General features: G+C 51.8%; 28 protein-coding genes and 1 CRISPR repeat array. Of the genes, 17 read left to right on the forward strand and 11 right to left on the reverse strand.

Annotated elements, in window-relative coordinates; translation table 11 throughout:
• The first annotated feature begins 27 nt into the window (after positions 1-27).
• From F7C38_05865 to F7C38_05880, 4 genes are all read left to right on the forward strand, one after another.
• Positions 28-1,380 carry a TIGR04013 family B12-binding domain/radical SAM domain-containing protein gene (locus F7C38_05865; GenBank protein ID MCE4601074.1) on the forward strand — a complete coding sequence of 451 codons (1,353 nt, stop codon included), beginning with the start codon at positions 28-30 and terminating at the stop codon, positions 1,378-1,380.
• A 104-nt stretch (positions 1,381-1,484) separates the two neighbouring features.
• On the forward strand, positions 1,485-2,858 hold the full coding sequence (locus tag F7C38_05870) for an NCS2 family permease (GenBank protein MCE4601075.1): 1,374 nt from the start codon (positions 1,485-1,487) through the stop codon (positions 2,856-2,858).
• 239 nt (positions 2,859-3,097) lie between these two features.
• Positions 3,098-3,352 carry a hypothetical protein gene (locus F7C38_05875; protein MCE4601076.1) on the forward strand — a complete coding sequence of 85 codons (255 nt, stop codon included), beginning with the start codon at positions 3,098-3,100 and terminating at the stop codon, positions 3,350-3,352.
• Positions 3,306-3,728: a DUF6516 family protein gene (locus F7C38_05880; GenBank protein MCE4601077.1), complete on the forward strand. Its 423-nt coding sequence runs from the start codon at positions 3,306-3,308 to the stop codon at positions 3,726-3,728. Before F7C38_05875 ends, F7C38_05880 begins: the two co-directional genes overlap by 47 nt.
• A 70-nt stretch (positions 3,729-3,798) precedes the next feature.
• Here F7C38_05880 and F7C38_05885 read toward each other — a convergent pair whose 3' ends face one another.
• The 4 genes from F7C38_05885 to F7C38_05900 form a co-directional block, all read right to left on the reverse strand.
• Entirely contained in the window at positions 3,799-4,236 is a 438-nt protein-coding gene (locus F7C38_05885; GenBank protein MCE4601078.1) for a PIN domain-containing protein, read from the reverse strand.
• Positions 4,233-4,481, reverse strand: coding sequence for a hypothetical protein (locus F7C38_05890; GenBank protein ID MCE4601079.1), 249 nt, complete (start codon positions 4,479-4,481; stop codon positions 4,233-4,235). The genes F7C38_05885 and F7C38_05890 overlap by 4 nt, the downstream gene beginning before the upstream one ends.
• 269 nt (positions 4,482-4,750) lie before the next feature.
• A complete protein-coding gene (locus tag F7C38_05895) occupies positions 4,751-5,515 on the reverse strand; it encodes a hypothetical protein (GenBank protein ID MCE4601080.1) in 765 nt (254 codons plus the stop codon).
• Between the two features lie 18 nt (positions 5,516-5,533).
• Positions 5,534-6,526, reverse strand: coding sequence for an SIS domain-containing protein (locus tag F7C38_05900; GenBank protein MCE4601081.1), 993 nt, complete (start codon positions 6,524-6,526; stop codon positions 5,534-5,536).
• A gap of 141 nt (positions 6,527-6,667) precedes the next feature.
• Between F7C38_05900 and F7C38_05905 the strand changes: the two genes are divergently transcribed.
• Positions 6,668-7,450: a TrkA C-terminal domain-containing protein gene (locus F7C38_05905; GenBank protein ID MCE4601082.1), complete on the forward strand. Its 783-nt coding sequence runs from the start codon at positions 6,668-6,670 to the stop codon at positions 7,448-7,450.
• On the opposite strand, the gene F7C38_05910 is transcribed toward F7C38_05905, so the two are convergent.
• Positions 7,447-8,175 carry a hypothetical protein gene (locus tag F7C38_05910; protein ID MCE4601083.1) on the reverse strand — a complete coding sequence of 243 codons (729 nt, stop codon included), beginning with the start codon at positions 8,173-8,175 and terminating at the stop codon, positions 7,447-7,449. The genes F7C38_05905 and F7C38_05910 overlap by 4 nt on opposite strands.
• A gap of 222 nt (positions 8,176-8,397) precedes the next feature.
• On the opposite strand from F7C38_05910, the gene F7C38_05915 reads away from it, so the two are divergent.
• From F7C38_05915 to F7C38_05925, 3 genes are read left to right on the forward strand one after another with little or no spacing between them, the layout of a single operon-like run.
• Entirely contained in the window at positions 8,398-9,444 is a 1,047-nt protein-coding gene (locus F7C38_05915) for an NAD-dependent epimerase/dehydratase family protein (protein MCE4601084.1), read from the forward strand.
• Between the two features lie 25 nt (positions 9,445-9,469).
• Positions 9,470-10,225: a glycosyltransferase family 2 protein gene (locus tag F7C38_05920; protein ID MCE4601085.1), complete on the forward strand. Its 756-nt coding sequence runs from the start codon at positions 9,470-9,472 to the stop codon at positions 10,223-10,225.
• The gene (locus tag F7C38_05925; protein MCE4601086.1) at positions 10,222-11,277 is read left to right on the forward strand and encodes a flippase-like domain-containing protein; all 1,056 of its coding nucleotides are present in this window, start codon (positions 10,222-10,224) and stop codon (positions 11,275-11,277) included. The genes F7C38_05920 and F7C38_05925 overlap by 4 nt, the downstream gene beginning before the upstream one ends.
• On the opposite strand, the gene F7C38_05930 is transcribed toward F7C38_05925, so the two are convergent.
• Positions 11,229-12,419 (reverse strand): glycosyltransferase, encoded by a 1,191-nt coding sequence (locus F7C38_05930; protein MCE4601087.1) that lies wholly within the window; start codon positions 12,417-12,419, stop codon positions 11,229-11,231. The two genes, F7C38_05925 and F7C38_05930, sit on opposite strands and share 49 nt — an antisense overlap.
• A 137-nt stretch (positions 12,420-12,556) precedes the next feature.
• Between F7C38_05930 and F7C38_05935 the strand changes: the two genes are divergently transcribed.
• The 9 genes from F7C38_05935 to F7C38_05975 all read left to right on the forward strand — a co-directional run bounded on the left by F7C38_05935 (position 12,557) and on the right by F7C38_05975 (position 20,755).
• On the forward strand, positions 12,557-13,477 hold the full coding sequence (locus F7C38_05935; GenBank protein MCE4601088.1) for a glycosyltransferase: 921 nt from the start codon (positions 12,557-12,559) through the stop codon (positions 13,475-13,477).
• A gap of 42 nt (positions 13,478-13,519) precedes the next feature.
• The gene (locus F7C38_05940; GenBank protein MCE4601089.1) at positions 13,520-15,049 is read left to right on the forward strand and encodes an alkaline phosphatase family protein; all 1,530 of its coding nucleotides are present in this window, start codon (positions 13,520-13,522) and stop codon (positions 15,047-15,049) included.
• 29 nt (positions 15,050-15,078) lie between these two features.
• Complete coding sequence (locus F7C38_05945; GenBank protein MCE4601090.1) at positions 15,079-16,569, forward strand: hypothetical protein; 1,491 nt, start codon at positions 15,079-15,081, stop codon at positions 16,567-16,569.
• 163 nt (positions 16,570-16,732) lie between these two features.
• Positions 16,733-18,010 (forward strand): hypothetical protein, encoded by a 1,278-nt coding sequence (locus tag F7C38_05950; GenBank protein ID MCE4601091.1) that lies wholly within the window; start codon positions 16,733-16,735, stop codon positions 18,008-18,010.
• 96 nt (positions 18,011-18,106) lie between these two features.
• A complete protein-coding gene (locus F7C38_05955; protein MCE4601092.1) occupies positions 18,107-18,661 on the forward strand; it encodes a hypothetical protein in 555 nt (184 codons plus the stop codon).
• A 44-nt stretch (positions 18,662-18,705) separates the two neighbouring features.
• A complete protein-coding gene (locus F7C38_05960; GenBank protein ID MCE4601093.1) occupies positions 18,706-18,975 on the forward strand; it encodes a hypothetical protein in 270 nt (89 codons plus the stop codon).
• A gap of 94 nt (positions 18,976-19,069) precedes the next feature.
• Positions 19,070-19,618, forward strand: coding sequence for a hypothetical protein (locus F7C38_05965; GenBank protein ID MCE4601094.1), 549 nt, complete (start codon positions 19,070-19,072; stop codon positions 19,616-19,618).
• A gap of 182 nt (positions 19,619-19,800) precedes the next feature.
• Entirely contained in the window at positions 19,801-20,292 is a 492-nt protein-coding gene (locus F7C38_05970) for a hypothetical protein (GenBank protein ID MCE4601095.1), read from the forward strand.
• Positions 20,293-20,491: 199 nt separating this feature from the next.
• Positions 20,492-20,755 (forward strand): hypothetical protein, encoded by a 264-nt coding sequence (locus F7C38_05975; protein ID MCE4601096.1) that lies wholly within the window; start codon positions 20,492-20,494, stop codon positions 20,753-20,755.
• Positions 20,756-21,193: 438 nt separating this feature from the next.
• Positions 21,194-22,403: a CRISPR direct-repeat array (repeat unit 23 nt; unit sequence AAAATCTAACATAGAATTGAAAG).
• A gap of 384 nt (positions 22,404-22,787) precedes the next feature.
• Here the strand turns inward: F7C38_05975 and F7C38_05980 are convergent.
• From F7C38_05980 to F7C38_06000, 5 genes are all read right to left on the reverse strand, one after another.
• Positions 22,788-23,120 (reverse strand): hypothetical protein, encoded by a 333-nt coding sequence (locus F7C38_05980; protein ID MCE4601097.1) that lies wholly within the window; start codon positions 23,118-23,120, stop codon positions 22,788-22,790.
• A gap of 190 nt (positions 23,121-23,310) precedes the next feature.
• A complete protein-coding gene (locus F7C38_05985; protein ID MCE4601098.1) occupies positions 23,311-23,607 on the reverse strand; it encodes a hypothetical protein in 297 nt (98 codons plus the stop codon).
• A 238-nt stretch (positions 23,608-23,845) separates the two neighbouring features.
• Positions 23,846-23,983, reverse strand: coding sequence for a hypothetical protein (locus tag F7C38_05990; protein MCE4601099.1), 138 nt, complete (start codon positions 23,981-23,983; stop codon positions 23,846-23,848).
• 340 nt (positions 23,984-24,323) lie between these two features.
• Entirely contained in the window at positions 24,324-24,752 is a 429-nt protein-coding gene (locus tag F7C38_05995; GenBank protein ID MCE4601100.1) for a PIN domain-containing protein, read from the reverse strand.
• Between the two features lie 14 nt (positions 24,753-24,766).
• Complete coding sequence (locus tag F7C38_06000) at positions 24,767-24,967, reverse strand: hypothetical protein (GenBank protein MCE4601101.1); 201 nt, start codon at positions 24,965-24,967, stop codon at positions 24,767-24,769.
• Positions 24,968-25,000 lie beyond the last annotated feature (33 nt).

The following is a 25,000-nucleotide window of genomic DNA, read 5'->3' on the forward strand; positions in this document are numbered from 1 at the left end:
AGGGGAGAGCCCTCTCGGGTGTGTCGGATGAAGCTTGCGGTCATAGCGAGGCCCGTCTACGGGGCTAGAAACGCCTTCGGACCCCTGCTCACGAGCATAGAGGAGGAGCTCGGGGATAAAGTGGAAACCCTGGTGGTGGAGGGGAACCCGCTACGCGAGGCGAGCTCCTATAAGCTAAGAGGGTACACGCCGGTCATACTCTACGGCGTCTCCTCGCCCTCATACCTGGAGCTGAGGAGTGAAATCCGGGAGGCCGCGGGGAGGTATATTGTCGTGGCGGGGGGACCTCATGCCGAGGGAGCCTACTGGCACCTTCTGAGGGATGGCGTGTGGGCTGCTGTAGTGGGTGACGGCGAGGCCGCGTTGACCAGCCTACTCCAGGCTTTGGTGAGGCGTGAGGGTCCCTCTGAGGCGGTCAACGTCGCCTACAGGGACGAGGACGGGGGGTTTAGGGTCTCTAGGCAGGTGCTTGTGAGGCTAGACGACTACCCGCCCTACAATGTTAGGCACCAGCTCTATCCCCCCATAGAGATCATGAGGGGATGCATATACCGGTGCAGGTTCTGCCAAGTCCCATGGCTCTTCAAAGCATCAGTCAGGTATAGGGGGCTGGAGTCTACCCTTGAAGCCTCCCAGAGGTATATAGAGGCTGGGTACCGGAGGATTAGATTCGTAGCACCCATAGGATTCGCCTATATGAGCCGTGGACCCGGGGACGTCAACCTCGACGCTATAGAGGGTCTCTTGAAGGGTGTTAGGAGGCTGGGGGGCGTCCCGTTCCTCGGAAGCTTCCCCAGCGAGGTGAGGCCCGAGTACGTGACTAGAGAGGTACTAGACCTTGTTAGAAGGTATGCAGGTAATAGGAGGGTTTCCCTGGGCCTGCAGAGCGGTTCCGACAAGTTGCTTGAGAGGGTTGGACGCGGCCATACGGTTGAGGACACCTTGGAGGCCGTCAAGCTGGTCCTGGACCACGGGCTTGTCCCAGTGGTTGATCTAATGTTCTCGTTGCCAGGCGAGGATGAGGAGGATGTAGAGGAGACCGTTAGAGTCATGTTCGAGCTAGCAGGGATGGGTGCTAGGCTGAGGCTCCACACCTTCATCCCCCTACCAGGGACCCCGCTGGCCAGGTCCAAGCCCTCCCCAGTCAACGAGAGATACAAGAAGGCGGCGCTCAAACTGCTTGGCAAGGGCGTCCTTGAGGGCTACTGGAGGGAGCAGGAGCAACTAGCGCCAAGGGTCTACTGTCTGACGGCTCTCGATCCGGCTCCGACCCCCGAGCCTAGGCCCCTGCCCGGGAGCCTGGAGTACTGTTCTAGGCACGGCTTGTCCCTCCCAGGTAATACCGTGCATATACAGGAACCCAGTAACAGTTTTAAGTAAGTCTACCATGGTGACTAGTTTTCAATAGTTAATTAAAGATAATCTCATGTGAGAAAGCCTAGTATTTAAACATTTTACCCGTTTGTTTCAAACGGGGGATCATTATGAGCCTAGCCTCAAGGCTTGACTCCTTCTTCAAGATAAGCGAGAGAGGCTCAAGCATACGGATCGAGGTCATAGCCGGCCTAACCACCTTCATGACAATGGCCTACATACTGCTAGTGAACCCCATAATCCTGGGGGATGGCGGTGTCCCCAAGGAGGGCGTGGTCGCAGCCACCGCTCTCTCCTCGGCCCTGGCGACCCTCATGATGGGGCTATACGCCAACGCGCCCTACGCGCTGGCGCCGGGCATGGGGCTCAACGCCTACTTCGCCTATAGCGTCGTGCCCTTCATAGCAACCATACTCGCGGCCAGGGGCATATCGTCTACCGAGCCCTGGCGTATAGCCCTGGCGGCGGTCTTCATAGAGGGCCTGGTATTCATACTCCTCTCCGTCACCAGGGCCCGGGAGGCTGTGGCGAACGCCATACCTCCAGGGCTCAAGTACTCTATAGCCGCGGGGATAGGCCTGTTCCTAACACTAATCGGCTTCGAGAACGCTGGGCTGGTAACCGGTAACCCGGCTACATTCATAGGACTCAACATAGAGGCCTTCACAAAGCCTGGCCCCATCATAGCACTCGTATTCCTCCTCGTGGCCGGAGCCCTAATGGCCCTCCGGGTACCGGGGGCCCTCCTACTGTCGATTATAACGGCCGCGATAGCTAGCTGGATCACGGGGGTCTCGAAACCCCCGGAGCATCTGGTGGCCCTGCCTAGCTTCAGTGCGGCCTTCAAACTAGACCTTCCCGGCCTCCTGGATCTAGGGCTCGCCACCATGGTGGCGATCATATTCACATTCTTCATGGTAGATTTCTTCGACACCCTGGGGACAGTCACTGGGCTATCAGCGATAGCCGGGCTGATGGACGAGAGGGGCAGGATCAAGGGGCTCGGGCGGATGCTGCTCACAGACGCCACCGGGACCACTATAGGGGCCTTGCTCGGCACTAGCACTGTGACCACGTACATTGAGAGCGCGGCCGGGGTAGAGGAGGGTGGCAGGACCGGGCTGACCGCGGTCGTGGTTGGCCTGCTCTTCCTCCTGGGACTCTTCTTCGCGCCATTCTTCGTTGCAACCCCGAAATACGCGACGGCCCCCGCGTTGATAATTGTGGGGCTCCTCATGGCCCAGGCGATCAATAGGATTGACTTGAGGGACCCTACGGAGGCGATACCGGCCTTCCTAACGATAGCCGGTATACCCTTCACGTTCAGCATAGCGGACGGTATGGCGCTAGGCTTCATAAGCTATGTGGTGTTGAAGGCGGCGAGCGGGAGGTGGAGGGAGCTCAACTGGGTTATAGTCCTCATAGCCCTGATATTCCTAGCCTACTTCATAAGCCTACCCCAGATCCAAGCATCGATCTCCTAAAACGGGGAAAACTGGATAACCGCAGCATTCATTTTTAACTATATAAAATTATTAATAATTAAATATACCTGCATAACCTACCCTCACACCCTCAACCACAAAAAATCCGAAGGTCCCTAGGGCAAGCAACACTAGACCTCCCAGGCAAGCCTATAAGAGGGAATCCAAGAGCCAAAAATAGTCATATAGCCATATCATTTAAGATCCTCCGAGTAGTATTCTCTATAGGGGGCTACTAGGTGGGATCCACAATAAGCACTGTCGAAGAACTTGTCTTAAGGAGAAGATGGCTCATAGAAGAAACAAAAAAATTTGAGAAAAAATATGGTATCGATAGTAGAGATTTCTATGAGAAGTGGAGTAAAGGGCTACTCCCCGAGCCCTTAGACCCAGAGGTACACGGGGATTTCATGATATGGTATGGGCTCATAGAGGAGTTAAACAGGCTTGAAGTGGAACTCGAAAAGAAGCTTAAACCGAGCAAAAGAGAGTGAAATAATGCCAACTAGACTAGCTGACCGAATAGCCTATATCACAGGTAAGCTACGAACACTAGGATTCCAAAGCATTATCCTCGCAGCCTACAGGCCTGGTCCCACGAGTATAGAAGGCTACTTCAAGTTAAATGCAACAAAACAGGATTTCAGAGTCTTTACGGCGGAGCTTATCTTAGGAGGATCAGTCATAAAATACTCGTACACACTGCTTTACGGCGGAAAAGTTATTCTCAGGTACGATAACGCTCCCCATCACCCCCATATCGAAACATTTCCACACCATAAACACGAAGACGATAAAATAACGCCGCTTTTCAACCCCTCGGTAGACGCCTTTATTGAAGACGCCAAGCAAATAATCAAGGATCCCTAACAGGAGGTATACTACTCACCCTCTAACGCATTGGTGGATCCATCAGCGAGAACCCGAGCCTATCACCGCTTTAGAGCATTGTAGCTAAATACTCCGGTTCCTTTCCCAGCCATTCTCTAATTCTTTCCTTATTTCTCTGCAATTCCCTTTCTGCCCTCAAGAATAGAGGACTCAGGCCGTACTTCTTTGCCGCTGCTAGCGTGTAACAGCCTCCTAGGCTTATCGGTATTTGACACTTACATTTTGCCGCGTGCTCCCAGATCTTCTCGTCCTCTATGATTGTGAGCGTCCTTGAATCTATTAGGATCTGCATCCTTTCCAACGCCTTTTCCGAGCCCCACAATCTACAAGTCACATATAAGGCCTCGGTTAGGCCAAGCCTCGTCGCGTACGCGTCGATACTCCCTGTAATTATTGAGTTCACTAAGTCCTTGACTATATCGCTCCCAGCTAATACTTCGATCAAGACACTCGCGTCTAAGATATACGCCTTTTGTGGGGAGTTCAAAACCTTGTATCCCTCCTCCTCTCGCTCGCTAAAAGGCGTTGTGCCGTATCAGTGTTGTGTTCTTTAACGGGGTTCTCTAGAAGGAGTTTTAGGAGTTGCGGCTTAGACTGTGCCCGCATGGCTAGGATACGTATTAATTCATCGTAGTCCAGTCTCCTCCCTAGCATAGCTTCGAAATCTATAAGGACCCTCTCAAGGAGTTTCTTCGTTTCCTTCCGGACTCTTATACTCGTATACTCCGACAATAGCCACGCCCACTTAATATGCAATGCATACAGAGCATATATGTTTTGCAAAGTATAACGATCTAGAAAGAATCAGAATACAAACTATGAGCAGAACTGGAGAGCACTAGCAAGACGTGTAGACCCTGTCGAAATAGTTGTTGGCGTTGAGGTGCTAAGGCCCGGCAATCATGCCACGGCCTGTACAGGTATATTCTATGGTAGCCCTATCGGGTACTTGCTGCATGCCTTGTCACAGTTATGATTGTGGGAGAGGCGTTCCGAGGTCGTCAGCGGTTTCCCCGGGGTTCTGTAGCTACTAGATCATTGATGTTATTGATGTTCATGTTGTTTGTTTTGTGGCTCTGTTTCCGTGTCGTGATTGTGTGTTTCTTTGCTACGATTACTGGTATGTAGCCTGTTAGGGTGTAGAGGAGTATCGTGTAGGCTAGTAGCTGGGCGAGCGCCCTGACTAGCCAGTTGTATGGTGTTATTATGAATAGTGTCATGAATGATATGCGGGCTACGTCGTAGAGTAGTTGCCTGTACTTGAATGTAGAGTCCGTGGCTCGGCCTCGCAGGGGCCTCCTGTAGTAGGGTATTGGCGCGGCTGTAGCCGCTAGTAGTAGCAGGAGGGGTATCGGGTGGGGGGTCCCTCCGGAGACTATGGTGAAGAGTATGTACAGCGCGTGTGCTATGAAGGGTAGGCCGCTGAAGTACTCCCTCCCATGGACCTGCCTATAGACCAGCCTGTAGAATCCCAAGGGTACTAGCAGCATCGCGTAGGCTATGTAGGGCGGGCTAGCCCCAGTTAGCGAGAGCAGTAGTAGAGAGGGGGCTACGACCTGGCTGTACCTGTCCACTGCCCTGTCCAGAAGGAAGCCCTCCCTGGTGGGCCCCTCGTACCTGGCCACGATCCCATCTACAACGTCTAGGGTGTAGGAGAGGAAGAGCAGGCGGATTGCCAGGGTGATATGGCCCTCTACTGCTAGCCCGAGGGCTAGCGTGGTGGTGGATGCCGATGATAGGGTTACTAGGTCGGCCTTCCTAACCATCAACCAACTCCCTACACGCTACGCTAGCCTCCCAGTCACTGACTTCTTGTAGAGGCTTATGCCCTCGATCACCTCGGGATCCCGGCCCATGTACTCTGCCAGCCTCACGCTGGCCAGCCCCGCTATTAGGGCCGAGTAGAGCACTCCGGCCAGCGGGTGGCTGGCGGCCTCTGCCGTGGCGTCTACCACCTTTACCGGGCCGATGGACGAGTAGTGCTCCTCTATGTGGGCCTTGACGAGCCTACAGAGCCTGTCCTGGCTAAGATCTATGTATATGGTCGCATATCTACCGCGAGTATAATACCACCTGGCCACCGCGTTGTGGCCAGCCTCTGGGAAGATCTCGACTAGAGCTGGGTGCTTCGCGTTCTCGGCGAGCTCCGTGGCCCACCGCTCTGCAACGAACCCGAGGGGGCCGCACGACGCTATTATGGGTGTTAGGGGGTCCCCCTGGTTCCATATTAGCCCTGCCACCTCCCCGGCTATCTCTTCCGCCTTCCCGACTCGCAGCTGGCCCGCTATCACGTCTACCTGGTCCTTTACAGTATCGCCTAGGAGGAGGGCTAGTAGTCCTCCTACCAGTGATGCCAGGCTTGACCTGGGGTGCCCCTTCTTCTCTATACCGACTATAGCGCTCTTGTTCTTGACCCCGAGGTTGTATAGGGTGCTGTCCCTGCCCGCTACGATCGCCGTCTTCGCCCCCTTCTCTAAGGCCTTCCTCACGCATGATATTGTCTCGTAGGTCTCCCCAGAGTAGCTTACGCCGACTACCAGGTCCCTATCGTTTACATAGCTTGGGAGGCGGTCGGAGCGCTCTACTATGTAGGGCTTCGCTTCCTCCATGAGCGGTTTTATGGCGTAGAGGGAGAAGCCGGAGCCGCCCATACCACATCCGAGGACCAGCCGGTGTTCTCCCAGGTCTACACTGCCCTGCCGTGCTTCTAGAGCTTTAGAATAGGTTTCTGTTAGCTGGCTTGGCCAGGAGAGGTATTGTTCCCTTATCGGAATCACTGTCCTGTGCACCTGGGAGTGTATGGTGGTTGCGTTGTACTATTCAATCTTTCACTATGCCCCCAGCGTGTCCTATCAGCCTTGTACCATATGGTTATATCCACTGCATACTATCCTGTAGTCTATTAGGGAGTATGGCCGGTGGAGGCGTTAATCACGCTACTAACGATAATACTGGTAAGTATAATAATAAATAAGATTGCCACCGCTGCTTTGAAGAGGACCGGGCTCCCGAAGGACGTGGCGAGCTTCCAGGCCCAGTCCGCCTTCTCGGGAGTGGGGTTCACGACGAGCGAGTCGGAGTACGTAGTGAACCACCCGGTCAGGAGGAGGATAATCAGGATCCTGATACTCCTGGGAAGCGCCGGGTTCACCGGCGTGCTCGCCACGCTAATACTAACGTTCATCGGGCAGACCAGGGAGACTGCCATTGCACGGCTACTCGTGCTCTCCGCGGGGCTACTGGCCTTGTATGTATTTGCTTCTAGCGAGAAGATAGACAAGGTTGTTGGTAGGGTCATAGAGTGGGGGTTGGATAGGTTCACCAGTATAAGGGTTGTCGACTATGAGTCCCTCCTCGGAGTCGGCCACGGCTACACGATAGCGAGCTTCACGGTAAGCGAGGACAGTTGGCTGGCAGGGAAGAGGCTGAGGGAGACGAGGCTCAGGGATGAGGGCGTGGTAGTCCTCGGAATCTACAGGCGTGGCAGGGATGGTGGCATAGTCTATATAGGAGCGCCGGGCCCGGAGACCGTGATCAAGCCGGGCGACGAGCTAATAGTCTACGGGCACGAGGAGACCATATCCAACCTGTCCAGGAGGCTTAAGGGGTCGGCTGGCGATGCGGAGCATTTGAAGATGGTTGAGAGGCATAGAGCTAGGGTTAGCCTTGAGGAGGCACAAGAAGCCCTCTCAGGGGGCTAGGTGCAGGGTACAGCTACGGCTCCGAGGACTAGCAGGCTCCGGAAGAGTTCGTGGAACCCGTATTGCTTTAAGCTAAGCCTCTCGTACAGGCCGGCTGGTATCATTGCTAGCCTCAATAGCACGTCTAGTATTAGGATTGCTGAGGAGGCTGTGCAGGTGTTTGAGAGGGTGAGTGCTGCTATGACTACTCCTACGCCGCCCAGCGAGGCTGTAAGCGTTAGCTCCTTGTACCTCCCGGTTACCCTTGCTCCCGCTAGTGCTACTGTCATGAGGGAGTATGTGAGTGGTAGGAGTGGGTAGATGGGGTTGCCGCTTGCGAGGGCTAGTGCGCCTCCCACGGCCGATACGAGTGGTCCCCCTATTAGTATGAGTGATAGCCCTGTTGCTATCGCAGCTCCTACCAATAGTGTGATTGTTGGGATGAGGTAGTAGATGGAGCCCGGGAGTGTGTCTAGGACGAGTGGTAGGAAGAGTATTCCTATGGGGATGATTATCTTTGCTCTCTCCCTCCCGGGTTTCCTGTTTAGTGCTAATCCTGTTGCTGGTAGCGCTGCTATTGCCCCTATCAAAGCTGCTAGGAGGTATGGGTTATCTATGTATTTTATTGATAGTATTATGCCGTATGTTAGGCTGGATATCCAGACTCCCAGGATGCCGCCCTCTTTCGGTATTATTCCGCGGGTTTTTATGGTGTAGTGCTCTTGTTCTGTCATCCATTTTGGCAATAAATCCTTCACCGGGGCGTCGTTATGGCCCGGGTATTAGTTTAATTGTCTAGTATTGACGCGTAATGTTGCGGCTCCAGGGATATGTATCTTGGCACGGCTTGACGAGTATTTATATGAATATCTTATTATATTTTACTAGATACTAGTTAATTGATAAAGTTTTATAACAGGGGCTGGGAATGAGAGGTAACACAGGAATAATCTACCAGGTGCCCTATAGTGTTCAACGAGAAATACTGGGTCGAGAAGCCGGTCGTAGTGACTGGCGGCGCAAGCTTCATTGGAAGCCACCTCGTCGACAAGCTCGTAGAGCTAGGAGCAAAGGTGACGGTCATCGACAATTTCAGCAGTGGTAAAATGGAGAACCTCGCTGAGAGCAAGGATAAAATCGACATAATCAAGATGGACCTGGAGTACGATGAGTTCGACAAGATAGTCAAAGTGCTAAAAGACAATGAAATAGTATTCCATCTAGCAGCCGTACACGGTGGGAGGGGATATATAGCGACACATCCAGCAGATGTAGCCTCGATATTCGCCATAGACCATCGCACCTTCGAGGCGAGCCTAAAGGCTGGTGTCGAGAAAGTCGTCTACGCGAGCAGCGCCTGCGTCTATCCGCCCAAGCTACAGACAGACGAGTACCGTGATTATCTGATTAAGGAGGAGGACAGTGACCCCTTCAAGCTAGACGATTACCTCAGCGCCGACGAGCTGTATGGCTGGTCTAAGCTCATGGGGGAGGCACAGCTGATAGCATTCATAAAACAATACGGGCTGAAAGGCGCCAACCTCCGCTTCGTAACGGTGTACGGGCCTAGGGAGAACGAGACACACGCCATAATAGCCCTAATCTACAAGGCCTTCGAGCGCATGGACCCCTACATAATCTGGGGCGATGGAGAACAAGAGAGGGACTTCACATACGTCTCCGACATCGTGAATGGCCTCATACTCGCCGCCGAGAAGATAGACGATGGAACACCCCTGAACCTGGGTACAGGAGTCAAGTACAAGATCAAGGACATAGCGGAGCTGATATTCAAGATAATGGGCTGGCGCCCCAACAAGCTGGTATTCGACAAGAGCAAGCCTGTAGGGGTGATAAGCAGGGGGCTCGACATAACCAAGGCCAGGAGATTGATCGGGTATGAGCCGAAGGTGACGCTGGAGGAGGGGCTTAGAAGGACTATAGAGTGGTATGTGAAGACCCATGAGAGGAAGGGGTATGTCGATGAGAAGATCCTGATGGAGAGGGAGAGATAGAGAGGGACCCTGCGGGAGAGACCCGATGGCTAGCGAAGAGATAATTGACACCGTCAACGTGGAGAGGCCCCTGGTCTCAGTCCTGCTCCCCGTCCACAACGAAGCCGACCTCATAGCCGACGTAGTCGCCGAGATCCATGAGAAAATCCTCTCCAAGATAGACGGGGAGATAGTGATTAGCGAAGACGGGAGTACCGATGGGACCAAGGACGTGGTAAAACAGTTGAGCCGAGAGATACCATTAAGGGCGATACTATCTGACGAGAGGAAGGGTTACGCCTACGGCATAATAGACGGGTTGAAACACGTGAGGGCGCCATACGTGTTGTTCATGGACAGCGACGGCCAGTACAACCCAGACGACTTCTGGAAGCTCTGGGAGTACAAGGACAAGTACGATATAGTCGTTGGCAGGAGAGTTAAACGCAACGATAACTGGTTCCGCAAACTAATGTCAGCCACATTCCAGTCCATGTCTAAGATAGCCTTCTGGCTATGGTACGTGAAGGATATAACATCGCCCTTTAGACTCGCGAAGACCACCGTAGCCCGGGATGTAGCCTCAGAGTTCAAATACATGGTCGAGAGCTTCTGGACCGAGTTCACCATAAAAGCCCACCTCAAAGGATACAAGACCATAGAGATCCCAATAGAACACAGGCCAAGGCCCACAGGCGATACGAGAGTCTACAAGCCATCCAAGATCCCCGGCATAGCCTTTAGGCAGGCCAAGGCCCTCGTAAAGATCCGGTTCGAGGCCTGGAGGAGGAGAAGCGGGTGAATGCCAGCGGCGTTAAGCTTAACGTAAAATACCTCATAGTCAGCCTCATAATCCTCATAATCCTCTACAAGATCGGCGATCCCCACGAGATCGCCGCGACCCTCTCCCGCATAAACGCCAAGTACTTTCTCTCCTCGATACTCCTCTACATACTAGCCTCCATATTCGTAGCACTGGCCCTACAGTTCTCGATAGCCAGCTCCGGTGAGCGTCCCCCCGCATTGAAGGTTGTGATGGCAAGCTTCGCCGGGCAACTGCTGAGCGATATAACGCCGATGAGGTCAGGGTACTTCACCACGCCCTATTTCCTGTCGAAGATGAGCGCTACCAGCCTGGAGAGGGGGATATCAGGGGTCTTTCTGGTTGGTATTGTGAATTCCCTTACCAAGGCCCTGATAGGCTCGCTGGCCGCGGTATACATTGTCTGGAGGATCAAATTCTATGACAGCATACTGAGCCGGGTCATAATATACTCCTCGGTGATTGGAGTATTCATGCTGCTCCTCATAGCCCTCGCACTCTACGTGGTGCTATTCAACAACAAGAGGGTACTATCCCTGCTAGGGAAACTACCGTATATAGGAGAGAAGGCGCTCAGCCTTGCCGGGAACGTCAAGATAGACAAGGAATACCTAGACAGGAGATACCTCGTCTACTCGTCCATAATGATAATAGCCTCCGTGATAGTAAACGGGCTAGCTACCATGGCCGTGCTAAAATCCGTAAATCCGGCCTACGACCTGAGGATCCTAGACTTCATATTCATAGCCTCGATAACGCCGCTATTCATCTACGCCCCCTACACGATAGCCGGGCTGGGTCTACAGGAGACCGGCTATGCGGCCCTAGCAGTAGCATTATACAACATCCCTGTGAACGAGGCGGTGGCCTTCGCATTCCTAGCGCGTATACTATTCACGGGGACCGACGTGATAGGGCTGCCAGTTATAGCGAAATACCTAGCGGAGGCAAGGGACGCCGAGGACAGCGAGGCCTCTGGCCTCTATAAGCCCTCAAGTAAGCCAGCCAACCTCTCGCGGAACACCCGGTAGTCGTATTCTCTAGCCCGTGAAATGCTGAGCGTGGAATACCTCTTGTAGGCCTCTTCATCCTCTAGTAGGACCCGTAGGTTGCTGGCCAGCTCCCCTAGGGTCTCGTAGGATAGACCATAGACGTCTCTATCGATTATGTCGTGATAGGCGCCGCCGCTCCTGTGTACGACCACCGGGAGGCCCAGTGCCATGGCTTCGAGGATCGTTATCCCGAAGTGCTCACCTATCGCTGAGTGCACGTAGACTAGGCTCCTGCCCACTAGCTTGAGCAGCTGGTCGTAGGAGGGGTTTAGCTTGACGTCTAGATCTACATTGTACTTCTTGGCGGTTCTCAGCAGCTTCTCCAGGTACCATCTGTTGCTCCTCGCGTAGGATCCGATTATCCTGACCCCGGGCCTCTCACCCTCTATTAGGCTGACAGCCTTGATTATGTCCTCGAACCTCTTCTCAGGGCTTATCCTGCCTATAGAGACCACGTATCTCTCCCTGCTGCGGCTCCGGAAGCGGCTTATGTATCCGTAGTCGATGGGCGGATGGAGGACTATGCCTCCCCGGCCGTAGAGCATCTCTAACAGGCGGTTGGTCCAGGTCGAGTTGGCCAGTAGGAGGCTTGCCTCGGAGTGTGGATCGCCTCGCATGTATCTCTTGGCTAGCCGCGTGAAGGCTCCAAGGTATATCCTACCTATACGAGACTTCCTGTATTTCCTGAAGTAGGGTTCTATCTCCCTCCTCGCCTCTGGAGGGAGCATCTTGTAGTTCTCTGGTAGTAGGGTTTCGAGAGGGAAGTGCACGTACTCCACTATACCGGCCACCGTCTTGCCTAGGTTCTTGTAGAAGGGATTGTCTATGAACACTAGATCCGCTGGAGGAGTTCCAGCGCCTAGGATCCTCTTCAGCCCCCATCTGAGCAGGAGCCTCTGGTAGAAGAAGAAGGTCTTAGTCGCGACTGGGATCATGTAGGATACGCCGCCTACACAGGTGCCCCTGAGAAACCTTGTTGCCTCCCTGGAGGGTTTCGTAGCCGTCACGATTAACGGCACCTCGAAACCGGTTTCGCATAGGGCTCGTATAACGTTGTTGACTAGATGGGTCTCGCCTCCGTGGTGAAAGCTGTGGTGTGCCACGAGCATCCTGTGCTGCAAGCCTACACCCTCTAGACGGTCAGTGTCTAGCGGTACCTCCCGGGGGCTAGTCTTCCATGGGTGTTCACTGGTTTAGGTTCTCGTCAGTGATTTTATTAATGCCCCCATTCATGTTGTTCAGAGGGTTAGGAGGATAATTGCAGAGAATCGTGCTATCCATGATCACCTATAACAGCATCAGACGGCGCGGTAGAAGGCTGCTGGAGAGGGTCTTGGAGTCCTCCCTCCAAGTCCCCTACGACGCCATGATCGTAGTCGATGACGGATACGATGGGACCGGCGACTTTATAAGAGCCTGGGCTGGAGAGCATGGGAAAGAGGTCTTCGTAACAAGGTCTAGGGCCGGCCGTGGAGTGGTGACGCGGGCGACCGCTAGGCAGACTGCTATAGACTTATTCCTAGAGGAATATACTGGTGAATGGCTAATGTTTCTAGACGACGACGCCGTACTACTTGAGGGCTGGTGGAGTGAGGCGAAGAGATACGTCTCAGAGGACCGGGTGGGGATCATATGGGGGGTCAACCGAGACCTCCTAGAACCCGAGAGGAATCTAGAGAAGAAGATCAAGGGGTTCAAGGTGAGGGGTGGGCTCCACGATACGCTACTGAGGAGGGAGGCATTAATGGAGATACCACCCATACCGGAAACCCTCCACGCCTACGAGGACGCGTGGATCTACTGGAACATGACGTGCCGTGGCTGGGAGTATAGGATAGTAGAGACGGGATGCCTCCACTATGGAGGCGACAACCCGTTTCTACACGGCGATCCTAGAGCGGTCTACGAGGCCTACCGCCTGCTAGGCCTAGTGGAGGACTATAGGGAGGATGCGGTCAGAGACTACCAGGGCGTTGTGAAGCCCTTCATAAACGTCGTCAGGCCACTCCTGGGCCTGCTGGTGAGGATGCCGGCCGCCCTGAGAAGGGGAACCGCTAGAAGGCTTGTGAAGATGCAGTTCAACAAGGCCAGGGCTAGATGGCACCAAGCGATAGCCCGGCTGAAGTATGGTCCCCCCAGGAACCCCTGCGAGTTGCTCATACGAGACGCCACAATATAAAGCGTCTACACCCCCAAGGGCTACAGCATGGGAGCAAGGGGAATGACTAGGGTAATAGTCCTGGGCTTCGACGGCCTAAGCCCGGAAATGGCCGCTAGCATGCCGAGCCTGTCACAGCTCAACCTATACAGTATGGATAGCCTTATACCGTTGACCTACTCCAGTTGGCCTTCCATAATGAGCGGCGTGAACCCGGGCAAACACGGGATATACGACTTCTTCAAGTACAATAAGAGCAGCGATGGCGGATGGTCCTTCGACATAGTGACGAGCCTAGACCTACAGTATCCTAGGATAAATGAGATCATAGAGCTTGCTGGCCCGCGCCACAATCCAAAGTACGCCTTCATAAACCCAATCCCCAGTTATCCCCTGAGTCCGTTAAGGGCTAGGAAGGGCTTCGTGGCTTCACTCGACTTCTTCACGCCGAAACCCGTGTCTTCAGACGACTCTATACTCCGGGAATCGATCGACCTAGAGAAACTATCACTACTAATAGACAAATTCATGGGGACCTTGTCCTGCGATAGGGTTGTCGAGTACGCTAGAGAGAAGATCAGGCTCTACCACTCCATGCTGAAGTGGTTCATCGACGCTGGATACGACCTGGTGTGGATAACAATCAACTTACCAGACGCCCTGCTACATAGATGCCCTCAGGCCCTCCCCCAAAATGGCAAGAGATACCTGGAATCCATTCTAGAGGAGCTAGACTCGATGGTCTCCTACAGCAGGTCCAGGGCGGACAACCTAATCGTTGTGAGCGACCACGGATTCAAAGAATACAAGGGGGTGGTAAGGCTCAACTCTCTACTCTACAAGAACGGATACGCCGTACGAGCCCGGGACGAATCCTCTATACTCCGCCTTGATTCAGCCTTCGACGATAGACCTGAAAAGAACATAAAGTTGAACCCCAAGCTGGTAAAGCTATCCTTTGCAATAGCCAGGGGGCCTCTAAGGAGGGTCCTTAGGAGGGGATATTGGCTGGCCTACAGAGTCGCTACCGCCATCACCGGGAAAGGAATAACATATGATATACCAGGGGGAGCTGACTCCAGGGAGTCTAAGGCGTTTACGCCCTCTGGCTCGAAGAAGGCTACTCCAAAATACGTCATCCTGCTAAATGACTTAAGCATCAGAAGGGATCTCATAGACCTGCTTGAAAAGGCTGGTCTCTATGCGTTCTACTCCAGGGATCTCCTCTGGGGCCCGCATGTACCCGACTTTATCGTATTTACTTATGGTCTTGAGCGGCATCCTGTGGCAGGGACTACTTATGAGACGCCCATAGATGATTCCAGGACTGTAACTAATCATTCCCGGTTCGGGGTCCTGGCGGTGGCGACTGAGGACCCCGATCTTGTGTCAGCTACCGGTGATGTGGTCCACGGGTTCCTAGCTACTCCCCTCGCTCTATGCGGTCTAGGGGTTCCTCTGGACGACTATATGGATGGGGTTTCGTATCTTGGGGGTAAATGTAAAGGTGAGCGTATAGACTATAGGGCGAGGTGGACTATACGCAAGCGGCTGGCCAGGTCTAGGATCTCTACACGGGTGAAGATCGTGTAGGGTCTATGCGTCTGAAGGTGCGGTCGGTATTGGGGGCTGGAGAGGTTAGGCTGGTCTACAGTAGTATATCGCTCTACGTCTCGCTGCTATGGAGGATGGCTACCAGCATATTATATACTATAGTCGTGGCTAGGAGGCTTAACATTGGAGACTATGCGCTGCTCGGCCTGAGCGTATCCTTCTCGATGCTATTCTCCCTCCCGGTCAACCAGTGGGCCTACTGGGCCCAGAGGGCCATAGCTAGGCGTGCTGGGAGTGGTGTTGGATCCACGGGGCTCCTGCTGACGCTCCTCTATTCACTAGCCTCGCTCCCCCTATACATAGCCGTGGCTTGGGTTGAATCGGTTGTGCTGGGTTATGGTTTTAGGGGACTCTTACTGGCGGTCCCGCTTGTAGTGGCTATGCAGGTCCACGTGTACTTGGGCAGTATAACGTCGGTTACGATGCCATCAAGGTTCGCGGGGGCTAGGATTGCTGGGGACACGGTCAAGCTCCTAGCCGCGCTTACACTAGTAACGTATCTAGGCTACAAGTATCCCGGAGCCATAGCCGCGCTTACTCTATCGACTGTAACCTCGATGTCGATTATGCTATTACTAACGTATAGGCGTGGCATGCTCCGGGGCGGGTTCGAGTGGCCGCTTGCTAAGTCCTGGATCCGGGGCTTCTATACGCCCCTTGCAAGGAACATGATCGGGATACTGCGCTCCCTCATGAGACCCATAGTCTCGTGGGTAACCGGTAACCCGGCGTCCGTTGCGTACCTGCACGTGGGGCTCTCGGCCGAGACACCGTTACTGCAGGCCGGATCCTATACCGCAACCCCCCTCTACTCTCGCGCTCTCAGGAAACCCTCAGGGGACGATGTCGGGACCAGCCTGGGACTATACCTCATATTCGCCGGGTTCATAGCCGCCGTACTCACTGGAATGGCTAAACCCGTGGTTACAACCTTTAACCCAGCCTATATAGGGGCGTGGCCCGTCATGGTACTAGTCACGGTATACGCGTTCCTCTTCGGAGTCATAGGGATCTATAGGTCAGCCCTCATCGCCCTCGACACGAGCGACAGGAAGGGCCTTGCAACCGGTTATAGGACCTTCATGACTAGGATTCTGGAGGCTAATATAGCAGCTATGCTGGTAGCCTACACTGCGGCTGTACCGTTAATGTGGGTCTACCGCGGAGATGCACTGGCCCCGGTAGCCATACTATTGTCGTCGTTCATAGCAGTCTACACTGTCCTCCTGGCCTACTACCACAGGCTTCTCTCGAAGAGGCTTGACTACAGGCCTCCCCATAGCGAGGTAGCGGGTCTGGTGTTGGCGCTGGCGGCATCCTACTCGTACTACTACTATAGTGGAGCGTATTCTATTGTGGTGACTAGCTTCCTCCGTGACGTATGGGGGCTTATACTCCATATTGCGGTGTCTGGCGTGATATTCTACACCATCATGCTGGCCGTGAGTCCCCTTGCTAGAAGGATATTGCGGAGAGGGTTTTTGATGCTGTCCGGGTAAAGGTCCGTGGTTCTGCCTGGTGTTTGGCACTGGTCTTTGGATTCTAGATGTTGCTTGAGCGCGTCTGTTAGTCTAAGAATAAAGACGTTTTATTTTATTTTTTATTTTTATGTATTAAAGTTTATTAACCTGTTATTACTTGTATTCGATTTGGTGCACTTGTATGGGAGGTAAACGATTAACTATACTCCTAATATTAATATTATTATTAAATTTAATATTAATTGATGCCCAAGCTTCCAGCAACGACTACGAGATGGTAGGAGCTGAACCAGGAGAGCAAGGAAGCCAATCAAGCCCCTCATGGGCTGGCTCCGACATGGACATAAAGAACGTCTCGATAAAAATGAATAACAGCTACGTCACCTTCCGGATAGGACTAGAAGCACCCTTCCAAGGAGGCAAAGGCAGCTTCAGGAGCTGGTGGCAGATATTCCTCGACACCAACAAAGACACCGCTACTAGAGGCGCCCCAGTGGTAGAGTTCAGAGACTTTCTATGGGACTACGTAGTCCATATCGTAAACTTCACCGAGACAAACACGCTGGTATGCCAGATAGTCAAGAATGAAGAACCGGACGACACCCTTATCGGATACTGCGACGCCTTCACCGCGAACAAGGGAGACTACTACCTATATATCACGGTCAACAGGACCCTGCCCGACGGAGCGCTCATACGCGACTCCTTCTACCTGATGGCGAGAACCGCCGTACTCAATACGGGTGAAACCACGCCGACAGTATACGATCTAGCCCCCTCCGACGACTATATCGGTTATGGCTCTGTCCAGACTGCAGACTACTACATGTACAACTATGACAAGAATATACCTGGCTGGAACCTCGTGATTGGTGACGAGGTTAATTCTAGTATCAGTGGAAACCTAGATATAACCTGGTTGAACGAGACATCCGACTCCCTAAACTTATACATTGGATTATCAGTTAGAGAACCCTACGAATGGTACCAGTCATACATCTACGACTACAACTATACGGTTTACATCGACGTCGATAATGATACAGCCACAGGCTACCAGTTAAAGGACGATAGTAACCAAGTAATTCTAGGGGCCGAGTATAAGATCGTCTATAAACCGGGCTATACTCCTAGACTCTACAACTACACGCTGGTCGACCCAGATAACAAGGTCTGGGACTTCACATTCACCCGGTATATTGACTACTTGAAGAACCCGGCCGACCCCAGCGACGATCTAATTCTGATAATACCTAGGTATGCCATAAATGCTGGCAGCGGTGACCCCGTTGTTGCTGCGGAGACTACAAGGGCCCAGGTCTATCCCAGCCAGCAGGGGGCGTCCCGGGTCGATGTGACCTCTAACCCGCTCTCGGCCCCTATTCCGGAGAGCTCTTATCCGGCTATTGCTGTGTTGATAGTAGCCTTATCCATAATAATATATAAATATTTCTTATAATAATTATTTTATATTGTATATACTAGGTGGTGTGGAAAGCATATATTCTTAAATGATTTCTAATTCGATATGACTTCGAACAACAAGGTGTTTAGAATGGCTAGGCGGAATGTAGAACTCATAGAGCAAGCGGGGATTGATGTAAAGAAGCTCCTCGACATGCTCATAAGAGCCGCGGCGGCGGAGTTCACAACATACTACTATTACACTATACTGAGGATGCATGCGGCCGGGCTTGAGGGAGAGTCTATAAAGGAGATAGTTGAGGATGCAAGGATAGAGGATAGGAACCACTTCGAGGCACTAGCAGTAAGGATCTATGAGCTGGGAGGCGAACTACCCAACGACATCAGGGAGTTCTCCGATATGGCCAGCTGTATGGATGCAAAGCTCCCGGAGAACCCGACGATCGAGAACCTGCTGAAGGTCCTCCTTGATGCAGAGCGCTGTGCTGTGGGAGTGTATACTGAGATACTCAACTATGTGTGGGGCAAGGACTATAGGACCGCTGACCTCGCGCTGGCTATACTGCATGAGGAGATAGAGCATGAAGCATGGTTCGAGGAGCTGTTGACTGGGAAGCCGAGTGGGCATTTCCGGAGGAGGGCTCCCGGGGAGAGCCCCTACACGTCCAAATTCCTAAAAACATAATCTTTTCTCTATATTTATTTAGGTTTGTCTTATTGGTGGTGCCTGTGGCACGACTCATCCTATTCCGAGACAGAGGGCCTAGGATCGACGAGGAAACACTCAAATCAATATGCTGGTGCGGCCTGAGCAAAACCCACCCATACTGCAGTGGAATGCATATCCACATAACAGACGAGGAGGAGGGAAGGATCTACGTCTACGACTCGAAGGGCGACAGGATCGGAGCCGTTGCGAAGATCATCCTAGAAGACGGTAGAGAAATAGACCCCGCCACTATCTACACGCAACGAAAAACGCGGGTCCCCCAAGGATAGCACTCTCGACGAGCTACAAGTAGATACAGGTCTTAATATAATACTAGGGTTTATTAAGACTAGATTGTAATATTTGAGGCATGGGAGTAGCATTATGCAGCTAGACGCTGGAGAGCTCCCCACGCTAGCATTATACCTGGTGGTCATGTGGATTCCACCACTACTCCTCCTCTACAGGCTAACCTCTAAAAGCAACATGAGTGCTCTATGGAAGACAGTATTCGCTGCCGCCTCGATAATGTTACTCCTAGTACTGTTTCTATCGGGGCTACTCTCGATCGCCTCATACATCTCCCTAGCACTGCTCATCGGCTCGTACCTAAGCGGTAGGATTGGTTTCTCGGGCGCGGTATTCCTCGGCTTCGTCGTCTCGGGAGTTATTGGAGGGACCCTCCAGGCGTTATACTGGCCCTCCGAGTCGGCAGTCTACTTCGACGTCCTGGGTGGTGTTGTCGGCGAGGAGATCTACGATCTCGCCGTAGAGTCGTTGGGAGACCCTCATAGTGCTAGCGCGGATGCCACTGTCCCCGCGGCTTTCAGGTATCCCTGGGTGTTAATGCTGGGGTCCCTCACCGCCTGGTGCGGTCTTGGGGCTATGTTAGCCCTAGTGTTCCACCGCCTACGCCTAGGCCACATAATATAATTAAATATATAATTAAACTTATATTAATTGATTAAACCATGGAGATCCCAGTACTGGCCCACCGCCCCCTAGCCAATAACGGCTACTAGGTAACAGTCCCTCCACGCTTGTAATCACCTTATTAACCCGGCCGGAGGCCCGGTAAACGAGTATAGAGGATGGAGGACTCGGAGTAACAGGACATGGGTTTACTAGGCAAACTATTCATTCTCGCCATAGTCATCCTGGCTCTGGGATACTATGCCGACCAGAAGGGCTACATCGACGTCGAGACGGAATTCAACATAGACACCGGATCCACGGGCAAGAGCGTCCTATGGACGAATGACAACTTCAGCCTCGCAGCAGCCAGCCCAGGAGACCACAAAGACGAGAAGGTGTCCCTAGACGTGTACGTATTCAATTCGATACCGCTCGAAACAGATGACGGGACGATAACAGGGTACGAGGCCTACCTGGGGGGCATTAAGCAATTATCGAGCGACCCCTTCAACACGGGCAAGAGGATAGTCTTCTCCTACGCCCAGGGAGACGTCCCCACGGACGCCTGCATGCATATCGAGGGCCATATATACGGGTCCTCAGACGTGACCGTGCAGTCGGGCCAAGTAATACACCCAGTATACATTGTCTCAGACCACGTGGCATCGATCGACTGCTCCACCCTACCCTAACAAGACACCGGGGGCAAGGAGATGAGAACCCCCATATACACACAACCCCCTTTTCTCATAAACCCCGCTACCAGCTCGGGCTAAGTAGCACGTGGCCAGCAAGCCTGAGGGTGCTAGACATGCCTCTTCACCAGCGTTACGCGCCCGCTTAATAACGGCCTAATGCAGCCTGGGAATAGTAGAGGAGGTGTTCTAGCGGTTGTCCAAGGTCGCTGGCGCCGGGCTAGCGGTGATGTTTATCGGAATGCTCGTCCTCATACTAGCATTGTCTGTAGCCTACCCCAGCCACTACGAGGAGCCAGTATCCCAACGCACCATGCTAATCTACATCATAGCCATAAGCGCTGTAGCACTAATAGCCTCGGGGACTGCTCTACTAGCCCTCTCCTTCGACCTCGACGAAATACTCAACTTGCTAAGAAAGTGCAACAAACGCGAAGCCGGAAGCCGAGATGAAGGCTAGAACCCCTCTAAAATTCAAGAGACAATGGAGCCAGAGTGATCGTGGTAACAGTACCTGAAGGGTCCTCTAGAGGAACACGTACACAGATTAATCAACAGTCACTGCAAACAGCAATTCCCTGGGTTCCCGGGAATTAGGCGTAGCAGGCAAACCCCTGGGGTTAATGGAAAACAGGGCTCTAGCCCCGGGGATTCTACACACCCACAATCAACTACAAGACGAAATTCCCTGGAAATCCGGGAATTCCGGGCCTGGCCAGGCAAAACATATACATTCATGACTGTAAAGGATAAATATGATGAGGGCGGCCCCTGTCATGAGTTTCATAGTGAATCCACTGTATGGATGTGTGTTTAATGGGGGTTAAAGGCTCCCTTTAAAGATGGGAATCTGACCGATAGAAGAGGGCTAAAGGAAACCTCTAGCCCGAGCTATACTGAAAATCTAACATAGAATTGAAAGACCCTCAAAAGCGCCATCTTCCAGATGAAGTTCGCCGCGAAAATCTAACATAGAATTGAAAGGTAATGCGCCCCTTTCGGAGGGAGAGCCCCTAGCGATCACCCTGAAAATCTAACATAGAATTGAAAGTTCATGAATCATAAAGTAGTATGCGACTGTCTTTATGGAGAAAATCTAACATAGAATTGAAAGACTATAAAGTCCATTACTAACATAGCGTCGCCTAGTGTCAAAATCTAACATAGAATTGAAAGACGCTATGTGGCGTCGGGGGATCGCAGACAGGTGACGCGTCAAAATCTAACATAGAATTGAAAGTTCTTCTATTGGCGGGTCCAGCGTCCTGTACTGCACGCCAGCCTCGTTCAACCAAAATCTAACATAGAATTGAAAGTCCAACTCTTCGTCACTCAACCAGCCGTCCTGGCCCTCAAATGCAAAATCTAACATAGAATTGAAAGAGACACGGCGATCCTTGAAGTGGCGTGGCAACTCCTGGTTAAGCAACAAAATCTAACATAGAATTGAAAGTGATTCGTCCAAGCCAGTAAAACGCCTTCTTCAAGTATCTTCAAAATCTAACATAGAATTGAAAGTACATTACCTTTATTATTTCTATTATATTTTTGTCTGTTAGCAAAATCTAACATAGAATTGAAAGAGCCTGAGAGTCCGACCAGTTACAGGTACTGGCTCAGGAAGTACAAAATCTAACATAGAATTGAAAGGTAATATAATATCGCCGTAAGGCCATGGTATTCCATTCAAAATCTAACATAGAATTGAAAGACACATCACACGGTCACCTCGGCTTCTATTGGCTTGAACTTGTCTGCAAAATCTAACATAGAATTGAAAGTTGAAAGAATAGAGAACTCCGTGCTCTCGGAGAGCTCTTAGCCTCCGCAAAATCTAACATAGAATTGAAAGACAATTATGCACTTGGCCCCCATCCTCCTAGCCGTCTCCAAAATCTAACATAGAATTGAAAGGCCATAGATCATGAACTCAGCTATCTTCTCATTGTTATGATCAAAATCTAACATAGAATTGAAAGTCAAATGAACAGCCACCTATAGATATTCCATTAACATAATGACAAAATCTAACATAGAATTGAAAGGGGCGAGCCCGGAGCAGGTCAAGGCGGTAGTGGCGGGGACAAAATCTAACATAGAATTGAAAGGGGAATTCTCGACGAAGACGCAGTTATACAGCCAAAGCACGACAAAATCCAACGGGGCGGTAGTCTAGACGAAGGTGATTAAGAATACTCGGGAAGCCATAGAATTGTATCTAAAAACCCTATCAGAGGAGAGAGCTTCTGAATAGAAGTTGTTGGAATCAAGAGAGTGAAGGCTGTTGCCTAGGGGATCACGCCCATTGATTCCTATAGGCTAATATGCCTTTTGGGCGAACTCGTGTATGGTCTATAGGGTAGAAGGGGTCCCCTGCGTAGTTCTAATTAACGGGTGGGGGATTGTCTGGAGGGAATTACTTTAGGTTCCTGGAAGGAGGTTGCTAGGCGGCTAACCGGCTATATCTAAAAAATAAAAATATTATTTTACTGTTATTTTCTGTAGGCTATTAGCACTCCGCCAGCCAGGGCGATCCAGGCTCCTATAGTCCAGAATCCGCCGTCGAAGGGCATGGTTATCAGGGCTAGGATCACTATGGTCCAGCCTACAGCTGCTGGGTGGCTCTTGTACCAGTACAGGGCAATGTACATTATTATGCTGAGTATTATCTCTATCCATCCCGTGACGGTTGCACTAGCATAGTGCCATCCATAGAAGTTACCGCTTGCTAGGACTGCCGCTCCGTCGATTAGTATTAATAGTGCGCCGATGGCAGCGGTCCAGAGACCAGCTTTACCCTGTTCTTCGATCGCCTGCTCTGACATTTGTTTTCACCGTTTAGCTATTGTTATGGTTCTAAAACGTATACAATTTTTCTTTGATAAATTAAAGCCGCTGGGATCTACAACCTGTATATAACACCGTGACATGTCATCTACAAATTGTAATATATACTACCATGCAAATCTCAACTCCAAACACGGAAACTCCAAAACTAGTGGCTCGTAGGAACCCTCAACCCGCCACGTCCAACAATACTACGTATTCCGTTCCCGACTTTACCTCGGCTCCGCCTGTTATCTTAACCCAGGCATTGAGTACTATGTAGTAGTTGCCCGGCTCTATCTTCTCATCTAAGATTATAGCCAGGTTGTATGGTCCCTCGCCTCTCTCCTGGAGGCTGATATGGGAAGGGTTTATGGGCTTAGCTCCTGGTATGTTAGTTCTATTTCCGGGTTCTAGGCGTAATCCGTATTCAATCCTAATCTGGTCCCTGGGTGTTAGCTTGAGTGTCTCTCTTACACACTCCAATAAATTATTATTTAAATCTATTTTTATTTTGATATTTATTTTATCGCCTCTCCCAGCATCAACGACAAGAGTCTGCGGACTAATATGCCTATACCCATGAGAGGAATTAACCACTAAGAGCCCGATATCGAATGGACACAGCTTCAATCCCGCCAATCCAGGATGCGTACTTTGCCTGGGCTCCTGGGCACTAGCTCGCTGTATGACGGTAAAGTTTGATGTCGCCACAACCGTCTGATCAGATCCCGACATAAGTGTAGCCGAGCGCGTCTATTAGTGATATGTTCTTTCCCTTCCTCTTCTGTTGTAGCTTGAATTTAGCCGCGTCTACGTAGTCTTCGTCTGTCGGGTGGATTATGGGAGTTTCCCTCCTCACCTTCTCCAGTATCTCCTTGGCCTTGTGGGGACTGTAGTCTCTTGTTATGGCGTATGCGAGTTCGAGGAGGTTGAATTCGCTCGTGATTATGGCCTTGTAGGGCTTGTAGTTTGGGTTCCCCGGAGTATTTCTATGAGGGCGTATGTGTCGGCGTAGTACACGCTACTCTTCCTCCCTCAGCTCCTCCTTGAACTTCTGGGGGTCTATCCTCCAATCCCGGAGGAGCCCATAAATGGATAGCTCCCTCTTTCCATCGGGCAGGAGCTTCCTGAGGCTCTCCGGCGAGGCCTAGATAACCAGCTTCTTCGCCTCCCCCAACACCACTCCCATGCTTGTTATTCTATGCCCGGGTGCTTATATGCTGGTTTATCTCGCCTGGTGTTATAACTGTTATACCTCTTTCCCGGAGTTCCTCGCACTTGTAGTCCTTCTTATTGTAGGTGAGAATGACTACCTCTTTGTATTTCTTGGAGAGGCTTAATGCGAGGGCGGCGAACCACTTGTCTGCTGGGTCCTTGACGAGCTTGGCTGCCGTGTCGAGGTATTGCTCGTATTGGCTTGTTGGGACGAATTTTATGGCTTGTTTTAGGAGTTTCATCCTTGCATGTAGCTCTTCGACTGGTGTGCCCTTCTTGATGGCCAGTTCTGTGAGGTGTTTGATTGTTTCCTCAAGCAGGATCTCTGGGGCGTATACCTCTGTTATTGTTAGTAGGTTTCTCACCGTACCATGGGTTGGTCCCTCTGGCTTGAGTATTGCGGCTATGAACACGTTCGTGTCTATGACTATTGGTGGGGTGATCGTAGCCCCCTCCTAACTCTTCCTATTACTTCTCTTACCTCTTCCTCGCTCGGTTTTAGGAGTTTGGAGATGTCTTGGGCTGCGACCTCGAAGAGTATTGCCCGCGCTATCCCTTCAAGCCTATCTTTTCCTATAGAGAGCTCCTCGGGAACCTCAACCTCGATAGTAACTTTCTTCGTTGCCACCATAGCTCCCATGCTTGTTATTCTATGCCCGGG

Origin of the sequence: Candidatus Thermodiscus eudorianus (assembly GCA_015521085.1) — an archaeon.
GTDB lineage: Archaea > Thermoproteota > Thermoprotei_A > Sulfolobales > Acidilobaceae > Thermodiscus > Thermodiscus eudorianus.

Bases quoted from the DNA above. Each gene is read 5' to 3' on its own strand.
- F7C38_05865 (MCE4601074.1), top strand. From the start codon at position 28: ATGAAGCTTGCGGTCATAGCGAGGCCCGTCTACGGGGCTAGAAACGCC.
- F7C38_05870 (MCE4601075.1), top strand. From the start codon at position 1,485: ATGAGCCTAGCCTCAAGGCTTGACTCCTTCTTCAAGATAAGCGAGAGA.
- F7C38_05895 (MCE4601080.1), bottom strand. From the start codon at position 5,515: ATGGTTAGGAAGGCCGACCTAGTAACCCTATCATCGGCATCCACCACC.
- F7C38_05920 (MCE4601085.1), top strand. From the start codon at position 9,470: ATGGCTAGCGAAGAGATAATTGACACCGTCAACGTGGAGAGGCCCCTG.
- F7C38_05940 (MCE4601089.1), top strand. From the start codon at position 13,520: ATGACTAGGGTAATAGTCCTGGGCTTCGACGGCCTAAGCCCGGAAATG.
- F7C38_05950 (MCE4601091.1), top strand. From the start codon at position 16,733: ATGGGAGGTAAACGATTAACTATACTCCTAATATTAATATTATTATTA.
- F7C38_05955 (MCE4601092.1), top strand. From the start codon at position 18,107: ATGGCTAGGCGGAATGTAGAACTCATAGAGCAAGCGGGGATTGATGTA.
- F7C38_05965 (MCE4601094.1), top strand. From the start codon at position 19,070: ATGCAGCTAGACGCTGGAGAGCTCCCCACGCTAGCATTATACCTGGTG.
- F7C38_05970 (MCE4601095.1), top strand. From the start codon at position 19,801: ATGGGTTTACTAGGCAAACTATTCATTCTCGCCATAGTCATCCTGGCT.
- F7C38_05980 (MCE4601097.1), bottom strand. From the start codon at position 23,120: ATGTCAGAGCAGGCGATCGAAGAACAGGGTAAAGCTGGTCTCTGGACC.